Source organism: Methylobacterium sp. E-016, assembly GCF_022829745.1.
Classification (GTDB): Bacteria; Pseudomonadota; Alphaproteobacteria; order Rhizobiales; family Beijerinckiaceae; genus Methylobacterium.
The window spans coordinates 1-8,295 of record NZ_JAKSYF010000006.1; the positions used below are offsets into that span (position 1 = coordinate 1).

At 73.3% G+C, this 8,295-nt stretch carries 7 protein-coding genes and 2 pseudogenes; 3 read left to right on the forward strand and 6 right to left on the reverse strand.

Annotated elements, in window-relative coordinates; all coding sequences use genetic code 11:
* The 3 genes from MKK68_RS00135 to truB form a co-directional block, all read left to right on the forward strand.
* Positions 1–819 (forward strand): translation initiation factor IF-2 (locus MKK68_RS00135; protein ID WP_409567125.1); only part of this gene is annotated, 819 nt, incomplete at its 5' end.
* Positions 820–933: 114 nt separating this feature from the next.
* Positions 934–1,368: a 30S ribosome-binding factor RbfA gene (rbfA, locus tag MKK68_RS00140; protein ID WP_243986670.1), complete on the forward strand. Its 435-nt coding sequence runs from the start codon at positions 934–936 to the stop codon at positions 1,366–1,368.
* A gap of 121 nt (positions 1,369–1,489) precedes the next feature.
* On the forward strand, positions 1,490–2,521 hold the full coding sequence (gene truB / locus MKK68_RS00145) for a tRNA pseudouridine(55) synthase TruB (protein WP_147728626.1): 1,032 nt from the start codon (positions 1,490–1,492) through the stop codon (positions 2,519–2,521).
* 96 nt (positions 2,522–2,617) lie between these two features.
* On the opposite strand, the gene MKK68_RS00150 is transcribed toward truB, so the two are convergent.
* From MKK68_RS00150 to bchD, 6 genes and pseudogenes are all read right to left on the reverse strand, one after another.
* Positions 2,618–2,758, reverse strand: a complete 141-nt coding sequence (locus MKK68_RS00150) for a hypothetical protein (protein WP_187274966.1) — start codon at positions 2,756–2,758, stop codon at positions 2,618–2,620.
* Positions 2,755–3,843, reverse strand: coding sequence for a phytoene/squalene synthase family protein (locus tag MKK68_RS00155; protein WP_244027344.1), 1,089 nt, complete (start codon positions 3,841–3,843; stop codon positions 2,755–2,757). Before MKK68_RS00155 ends, MKK68_RS00150 begins: the two co-directional genes overlap by 4 nt.
* On the reverse strand, positions 3,824–5,350 hold the full coding sequence (locus MKK68_RS00160; RefSeq protein WP_244027346.1) for a phytoene desaturase: 1,527 nt from the start codon (positions 5,348–5,350) through the stop codon (positions 3,824–3,826). Before MKK68_RS00160 ends, MKK68_RS00155 begins: the two co-directional genes overlap by 20 nt.
* A gap of 51 nt (positions 5,351–5,401) precedes the next feature.
* Positions 5,402–6,307 (reverse strand): alpha/beta fold hydrolase BchO, encoded by a 906-nt coding sequence (gene bchO, locus MKK68_RS00165; protein WP_244027348.1) that lies wholly within the window; start codon positions 6,305–6,307, stop codon positions 5,402–5,404.
* Between the two features lie 57 nt (positions 6,308–6,364).
* Positions 6,365–7,555 (reverse strand): annotated as a pseudogene (locus MKK68_RS29825) (VWA domain-containing protein); the annotation flags it as partial.
* Between the two features lie 465 nt (positions 7,556–8,020).
* Positions 8,021–8,295, reverse strand: a pseudogene (bchD, locus tag MKK68_RS29830) (magnesium chelatase ATPase subunit D); the annotation flags it as partial.

Here is an 8,295-nt window from a genome sequence, read left to right on the forward strand (position 1 = left end):
GGACCGTCGGTCCCGGTGGAGGTCCTCGGCTTCAACGGCACGCCGGATGCCGGCGACCGCGTGATCGTGGTGCCGAGCGAGGCCCGCGCCCGCGAGGTCACGGAGTATCGTGCCCGGACGAAGCGCGAGCGCCAGAACGCCCGCACCGGCGGCGCCAATCGCTCGCTCGTCGACATGATGCGCGACCTGAAGGAAGGCGCCGGCCGCAAGGAGCTGCCCGTCATCATCAAGGGCGACGTGCAGGGCTCGGTCGAGGCGATCTCGGGCGCGTTGGAGAAGCTCGGCAACGACGAGGTCTCGGCCCGGATCCTGCTCGCCGGCGTCGGCGGCATCACCGAGTCGGACGTGACCCTCGCGACCGCCTCGAAGGCGGTGGTGATCGGCTTCAACATCCGCGCCCACAAGGAAGCGCGGGAGCTCGCCGAGCGCAACGACGTCGAGATCCGCTACTACAACATCATCTACGACCTCGTGGACGACATCAAAGCGACCCTGTCGGGCATGCTGCCTCCGACGCTCCGCGAGGAGCGCCTGGGCGAAGCCTTCATCCAGGAGATCTTCGAGGTCTCGAAGGTCGGCAAGGTCGCCGGTTGCCGCGTCTCCGACGGCGTGGTCCAGCGCGGCGCCCATGTCCGCCTGATCCGCGACAGCGTGGTGATCCACGAGGGCAAGCTCTCGACCCTGAAGCGCTTCAAGGACGACGTGAAGGAAGTCACGTCGGGCCAGGATTGCGGCATGGCGTTCGAGAACTTCGAGAACATGCGCGCCGGCGACACCATCGAGTGCTACCGGGTCGAAGAGATCCGCCGTACGCTCTGATCGCGTTCGACAGCGCATCGATACGGCGGCCGCGGCTCCTGCCGCGGCCGTCTTTTTTCGTACTCCAGTCCTGCCTCGTCTGCTCGACGACCCGGTGCCGGACCGCAGAAGACTATGGCTCAGAAACCCAACCCGAACGGCCCCACCCAGCGCCAGCAGCGCGTCGCCGAGCTCGTGCGCCACGCGCTGGCCGAGGTGCTCCAGCGCGGCGACATCCAGGATCCGGTCCTCGGCACCCACGTGGTGACCGTGCCGGAAGTTCGGATGTCGCCCGACCTCAAGCTCGCCACCGCCTACGTGATGCCGCTCGGCGGCATGGACGAGGCGCCGGTGATCGCCGCGCTCGAGCGCAACCGCAAGGCGCTCCGGCAGGAGGTGGCCCGGCGGGTGAACCTCAAATTCGCCCCCGAGCTGCGCTTCCTGCGCGACGACACGTTCGACGAGGCCGCGCGGATCGACGCGCTGCTGCGCAACGAGCGCGTCCAGCGCGACCTCGACAAGGGAGCGCCGGACGAGGACGACGCGGAGGTCGGCGGGGGGCGCCCGTGAGGGCCGGCCCCGACCCGATCGAAGACGCCATCGCGGCGCGGCACCGGCAGGCGGGCGCGCACCGATCCAGATTCCGTTTCGCCGATTGACGTAAAAAAGCATGATGCCGACCGAGGTTTCCATGAACGACGTCCCGACCTCCGAGCATCCGGTCTCCGCGCCCGAGATGCCGTCTTCGGGCGAACGCCGCAGCGAGGAGGGCCGTCGCCCGTCCCGCGGCGGTCCGCGGCCCGACCGGCCGAAGAAGCGCGACGTGTCGGGCTGGGTCATCCTCGACAAGGGCGTCGGCATGACCTCGACGCACGCGGTCGCGGTGGTGAAGCGCGCCTTCAACGCCAAGAAGGCGGGGCATGCCGGCACCCTCGATCCGCTGGCATCCGGGATCCTGCCGATCGCGCTCGGCGAGGCCACCAAGACCGTCCCCTTCGTGATGGACGGCCGCAAGGCCTACCGCTTCACCGTGAGCTGGGGCATCGAGACCGACACCGACGACGCCGAGGGCCGCCCGGTGGCGACGAGCGAGGACCGCCCGACCCGCGCGGCGGTCGAGGCCGCCCTTCCGAGCTTCGTCGGCGCGATCGAGCAGGTGCCGCCGCGCTACTCGGCGATCAAGATTCAGGGCGAGCGCGCCTACGACCTCGCCCGCGACGGCGAGGTGGTCGAGCTGGTGGCGCGTCCCGTCCAGATCGATCGCCTCGCGGTGGTCGAGCACGAGACCGACCGCACGGTGATCGAGGCCGAGTGCGGCAAGGGCACCTACGTCCGGGCGCTCGCGCGCGACCTCGGGCGCATGCTCGGCTGCCGCGGCCACGTCTCGGCCCTGCGCCGCACCCGGGTCGGGCCGTTCGCGGAGGCCGATTCCTGCAACGTCGCCGGGCTTGACGCCGCCGGGCCCGAGGGCAGCCTCGCCCACCTGATGCCGGTCGAGACCGCCCTCGACGCGATCCCCTCCGTCTCGGTCTCGCGCGACATGGCGATGCGCCTGATGCGCGGCCAGTCGGTGATCCTGCGCGGCCGCGACGCGCCGGTCGAGGGCAAGATCTTCGCGACCTGCGGCGGCATCCTCGTCGCGGTGGGCGACGTCGAGCGCGGCGAGCTGGTGCCCCACCGGGTGTTCCACCTCGGCGGAACGGCCGCCGGCCGGGCATCCTGACGTCGATGGCGTGAACCGGGGCGGTGTGGTTTGCGCCTCTTCCCTCCCCCCGCAGAGGGGGGAGGGAAAGCGCGGATGGAATAACCGTCGGTGATGCTACTCTCCGCGGTCCACCTTCGCCGCCGCGCGGTCCCGCCGGATGCCGCGCCTGAGCGCGACGAGCTGCCAGATCGCCAGCCCGAGGGCGAGCGCGAAGACCAGCCCGATGTCGAAGGCGGCGAAGAGCGGGTCGCTCACGCCGGCTCGCGCCCCGTCGCCTCACGCTCGCGCAACGCCTCGATCATCTCGAGCACCCGCACCGCCTGGCCCGGGATGTCCCACCAGGGGCGGGCCAAGGGCGTGCGCGTCGGCACGGTCTCGATGAGGTAGGCGGTCTCGGGCAGGCTCGGCGCGTCGCGCTCGGTGCCGCCACCGAGCGGCAGCGCGGCGCGGGCGAGCAGCTGCAGCTTGCGCCCCGCCCCGACGCGGGCGCGCCGGGTGACGCTGTCGAACCCGTTCCGGACGATCTCCGTACCGATCTCGGCATAGATCAGGCGCGCGGCCCGGATCGCCGGACGGCAGGCGAGCGGCAGGCTGCTGATGCCGGCCTCCGAGCGGGCGTAGAGCACGTCCGCGGCGGCGAGCAGCCGGGCGACCACGTCGCGCAGCGCGTCCGTCGCGACCGGCTCGGCCAGGAACGCGTCCGGATCGATGCCGGCCTCGTCGAGCCAGTCGAGCGGCAGGTAGAGGCGGCCGGCCCGCGCATCCTCGCCGATGTCGCGGGCGATGTTGGTGAGCTGCATCGCCACGCCGAGGTCGCAGGCCCGCGCCAGCACGTCGGCATCGCGCACGCCCATGATCAGCGTCATCGTCGCGGCGACGGAGGCCGCGACGCGGGCGGCGTAGGCGCAGAGCGCGCTCAAGGTCGCGTAGCGCCGCCCTTCGGAGTCCCAGGCGAGGCCTTCGAGCAACGCCGCCGGCAGCGCCTGCGGGATCGCGTGGTCGGCGACGACGTCGGCGAGCGCCCGGTCGGCGGCATGGTCGGCGGGGTGGCCGGCATGGATGCGCGCGAGCCGCGCATCGAGCCGAAGCACCGCCCCGGGCGCCGCGCCGGCCTCCGCGTCGTCGACGAGATCGTCCGACAACCGGCAGAAGGCGTAGAGCCCGTAGGCCGCGCGCCGGACGCGCGGCGGCAGCAGGTGTGCGGCGGCGTAGAAGCTGCGCGACCCCGCCCGGATCGCGGCGCGGCAGGCGGCGTGGTCGGCCTCCGACGCGTGCGACGAGGCCGGGCGCAGGGCGGCCAGGAACGCGGCCGGAAGCGACTCAGGCGAAGACGCGCGCATCGGGAACCACCGTATCGAGGACGCGGGCCGTGGACAGGACGCCGGGCAGGCCGGCGCCGGGATGGGTTCCGGCGCCGACGAGGAACAGGTTGCGCACGTCTTCCGAGGCGTTGTGCGGACGGAACCACGCCGACTGCGTCAGCACCGGCTCCAGCCCGAAGCCGGAGCCGCGGAAGCTCAGGAAATCGTCGCGGAAATCCTGCGGCGTCGTCACCTTCGAGGTGACGAGCTCGGCCGAGAGGCCCGGCAGCACGGTCGCCTCGAGGGACGCCTCGATGCGGCGGCGGTAGGGCTCGGCGAGCGCCGCCCAATCCTGGCCGCCGGCGAGGTTCGGCACCGGCGAGAGCACGTAGAACGCGTCGCATCCCGGCGGCGCCAGCATCGGGTCGGTCTCGGTCGGCCGGTGGAGATAGAGCGAGAAGTCGTCGGCGAGGTGCTTCCTCCGGAAGATGTCGTCGATCAGTGCGCGGTAGCGAGGCCCCATCAGGATGGTGTGGTGGGCGACGTCCGGATATTTCCGCTTCGTTCCGAAGTACCAGACGAACAGGCCCATGGAGGAATGGGCCTTGTCGACCTTGCGATCGGTCCAGCGCCGTCTGGCCGATGCCGGGACCAGATTGCGGTAGGTGTGGGCGGAATCGGCGTTCGAGACGACGATGTCTGCGGCGATCGTCGTGCCGTCGGCCAGGCGCACGCCGGTGGCCGCGCCGCAGGCGACGGTGATCTCGGCGACCTCCGCGTCGCAGTGCAGGGCGCCCCCCTGCCCCGCGATCAGGCCGACGAGGCCGTCGACGAGGCGGCCGGTGCCGCCCATGGCGAAGTGCACGCCCCAGCGCCGCTCGAGATGGGCGATCAGGCAGTAGATCGCGCTCGCCCGGAACGGGCTGCCGCCGATCAGCAGCGGGTGGAAGCTGAAGATGGTCCGCAGGCGCTCGTCGCGGATGTACTTCGCCACCACGTCGTAGACGCTGCGGTGGCCGCCGAGCCGCACGAGGTCCGGCGCGATCCGCAGCATGTCCCGGATCCGGCCGAAGGGCACGTGGCCGAGCTCCTCGAAGCCGACGCGGAAGATCGCCTCGCTCTGCGCCATGAAGCGCTCGTAGCCGGCGACGTCGGCGGGCGAGAACTTGGCGACCTCCGCCCGCATGCCGGCGAGGTCGCCGGAATAGTCGAAGGTGGCGCCGTCGTCGAAGCGGATGCGGTAGTAGGGTCGCATCGGCACCAGGGTGACGTCGTCCGCCATGCGCCGGCCGCACAGCGTCCAGAGTTCCTCGAACAGGAACGGCGCGGTGACGATGGTCGGGCCGGCATCGAAGGTGAAGCCGTCCTGCCGGTGGACCCGCGCCCGCCCGCCCGGCTTGTCGAGCCGTTCCAGCACCGTGACCCGGTAGCCGCGGGCACCGAGGCGGATCGCGGCGGCGAGCCCGCCGAAGCCGCTGCCCACGACGACGGCGTGGGGCCGGCGATCCGCATGTGTCAACGGTACCGACGCATCGAGTGTCAACATGGTTTGACACTAAGGTCGATTGCCGACCTCAGGCAAGGGCCTTTCTGAGGCTCAGGCGGACCGCGGCGCCTCGGCTGCGGTCAGGGCGTCGAACTCCGCGAGGATCGCCGCGGCGACGCGCTCGGGCGCTTCCTCGTGCGCGAGGTGGCCGAGGCCGCGCATCAGCTCGACGCGGGCATCGGGCAGGCGGTCGCGCACCGCGAAGGCGGTGTCGGGCGCGACCGCCTTGTCGTCGGAGCCGACGACGAGCAGCGTGCGGACGCCGAGCCGCGGCAGCGCGCGGTCGAGGGCGTCGAGGTTCCAGTTCGCCATCATGCCGAGCGCTCCGGCGACGTGGGCGGGCTTCCGGAACAGGCGGCGATAGAGGTCGAGCCCGACGGGGTCGATGCGCGAGCCGGTGCCCTGGATCAGCCGCTGCACCGCGGCGCGGTCCGCCGTCCAGGCGAAGATCTTCGGCGTCATCCGATTGAGGAACAGCATCCGCGCCATGCTTGGGAACAGGATCGAGGCAAGACCTGGGAACGGCTTGAGGGCGCCGTTCAGCGCCACCAGCAGCCTCGGCGATAGCCGCGCGTTGAGGCAGGTCCGGGCCAGGATCGCGGCGCCCGCCGAATGGCCGACCGCCACGACCGGCCTCACGTCGAGCTGCGTCGTCAGGTCGGCCAGGGCGGACGCCATGCCGGGAAGCGACAGGCGGCCGGCCGGCAGCGGATCGGTGAAGCCGTGGCCGGGCAGGTCCGGCGCGATTACGCGGAAGCGCCCGGCCAAGGCCGGCATCAGCCCGCGCCAGGAATGCGTCGCCGCGCCCGTCCCGTGGACGAGGAGCAGCACGGGGGCGTCGGCCGGCCCCATCGCCTGCACGTGCCAGCGCAGGCCGGAAGCCTCGACGAAGCGGCTGGCGTCGCGATGCGGCCAGTCGCGCCCGTCGCGCTCCCAGTCCGGGCGGTCCTCGGACATGCGTGTCATGGTTTCCTGAAGGACCTGGTTTCCTGAAGGATCTGCCGATGCGAGCCGTCACGCCGCCGCGCTCGCCCCCCGCACCGCGGCGCTGAGCTTGCGGGCGTCGGCCTGCGGCAACGGGAGATAGCGGGCGCCCATCGCCTCGGCCAGGGCGCGCGCCGAATCCTGCGGGCGCGGCGCGGTGTCGATCAGGATCGCGGAGAACGCCGCGGCGCGGAAGCGCCGGGCCGCGGCGAGCGCGTCCTCGGCGGCGCGCGGCCGGCCCGGTGCGCCGGCGCGGTCGACGTTGGCGCGCCCGTCGGTGAGCAGCACGACGACCGGGGTGCCGCCGCCGCGGCGGACGGCGAGCGCCACGTCGGCCGCCGCATCGAGCCCCGCGGCCAGCGGCGTGCCGCCGCCGCCGGGCAGCTCGGCGAGCCCGCGCTTGGCCCGCACCAGCGAGCGGGTCGGCGGCAGCACGAGCTCGGCCGCCCGGCCGCGGAAGGCGACGAGCGCCACCCGGTCGCGGCGGACATAGGCCTCGGCCAGCAGCAGCTCGACCGCCCCCTTCGCCTCGGCGAGCCGCTCGATCGCCGCCGAGCCGGAGGCGTCGACCGCGAAGATCGTCGTGCTCTCGGTCCGCTGGCGAAAGCGCGTGATCCGAAAATCCTCCGGCCGCACCAGGATCGCCCGGGCGTCGCCCGCTTCGGCCTCGGATCGCCGGAGGGCCTGCCACGGGGCGGCGGCGCGCAGGGTCGCCAGCAGCGCCAGGCGCCCGCGGCGCGGGTCGCCGGCGCGCGCGCCGATCGGCCGGCCCTGCCGCGCGGCGGAGGCGGCGGCCCCGGCCCTTCCCGCCTTGCCGCCGCGCGCCGGCGCCTGCCCGGCGGCCAACGCCGCGAGCAGGCCGGGCGGGATCGCCGCGCGTGTCGCCGCGAGCACGACGTCGTCGAGACTCGGCGATTCGGCCTGCTGCTCCGAGCCCGCCGCGTCCCCGTCGGGCTCCGGCGGGTTCTCCTCCTGCGGCGATCCGCGATCGTCGGGGGGCGGTTCGGAGGCTTCGGCGGGTTGCTCGGGAACCGGCATCCGCGTCGCCCGCGGGCCGAGCACGAGGGCTGCTGCCTCGACGAGATCTCGTTCCGCGAGCCCATCCCGTCCGTCGCGGGCGGCGATCAGCCGGGCGATCCGCACGGCGAGCAACGGCCCGCGCAGGGACGTCACGCCGAGGGCATCCGCGGCGGCGCAAAGCGCAGGGATGGCGTCGGACGCGTCGTCCGGTTCAGGCGTGGGTCGGGAGCGGTCGGGAGCGGTCGCGCCTCTCCCCACCTCCTCTTCCCTGCCGAAGAGCCCGCGCGCCTTCCCTCCCCCCGACGGATCTCGGGCCTGCCCGAGATCCGCACCCTGTGTGGCCAAGTCGGGCAGGCCCGACTTGGGTGCGGGGGAGGGTGGGCCTCGCGTGAGCGAGGGTCGGGAGAGGGGAGCGCGCTGTCCGGAAGCGTCGCTCCCCTCTCCCGACCCGCTTCGCGGGCCACCCTCCCCCGCAGAGGGGGGAGGGAAAAGCGGTTCCTGCGATCGCCGTTCGGGGTGGGCGGATGCGAAAGCCGTTCCAGAAGAATGGCGTTCTGCGGAACGCGCCCGTCGCAACCCCCGAAGGTCCGCCGCGTCATGCCCGGGCGCAGCATCCTCGATCTCCCGCAGTCCGAAGGCGCGCAGATCCACGTCGAAGGCGAGGCGCTAGGTGAGCGCGCTCGGCGGCGCCTCGTCGTCGAGCCCCTCGTCGAGCAGCACCAGGCCGAAGCGGGCGGGCCGCGTCTCGCAGAACCCGTCCCGCGCGACCGTGATCGTGCCGGTGTCGAGCGCCGCGGCGAGACGAGCCGCCGTTCCGAGCGACAGGCGCTCGGCCATCGGCACGACGACGAGGCCGCCGTCGGCCTCGGCCAGGAGGCCCGCCTGGGCCATCGGCCGGCCGGCCGACAGGGTCGCGGCGAGGTCGAGGCCGCCGAGCAGGC

Bases quoted from the DNA above. Each gene is read 5' to 3' on its own strand.
- rbfA (WP_243986670.1), top strand. From the start codon at position 934: ATGGCTCAGAAACCCAACCCGAACGGCCCCACCCAGCGCCAGCAGCGC.
- truB (WP_147728626.1), top strand. From the start codon at position 1,490: ATGAACGACGTCCCGACCTCCGAGCATCCGGTCTCCGCGCCCGAGATG.
- MKK68_RS00155 (WP_244027344.1), bottom strand. From the start codon at position 3,843: ATGCGCGCGTCTTCGCCTGAGTCGCTTCCGGCCGCGTTCCTGGCCGCC.
- MKK68_RS00160 (WP_244027346.1), bottom strand. From the start codon at position 5,350: ATGTTGACACTCGATGCGTCGGTACCGTTGACACATGCGGATCGCCGG.
- bchO (WP_244027348.1), bottom strand. From the start codon at position 6,307: ATGTCCGAGGACCGCCCGGACTGGGAGCGCGACGGGCGCGACTGGCCG.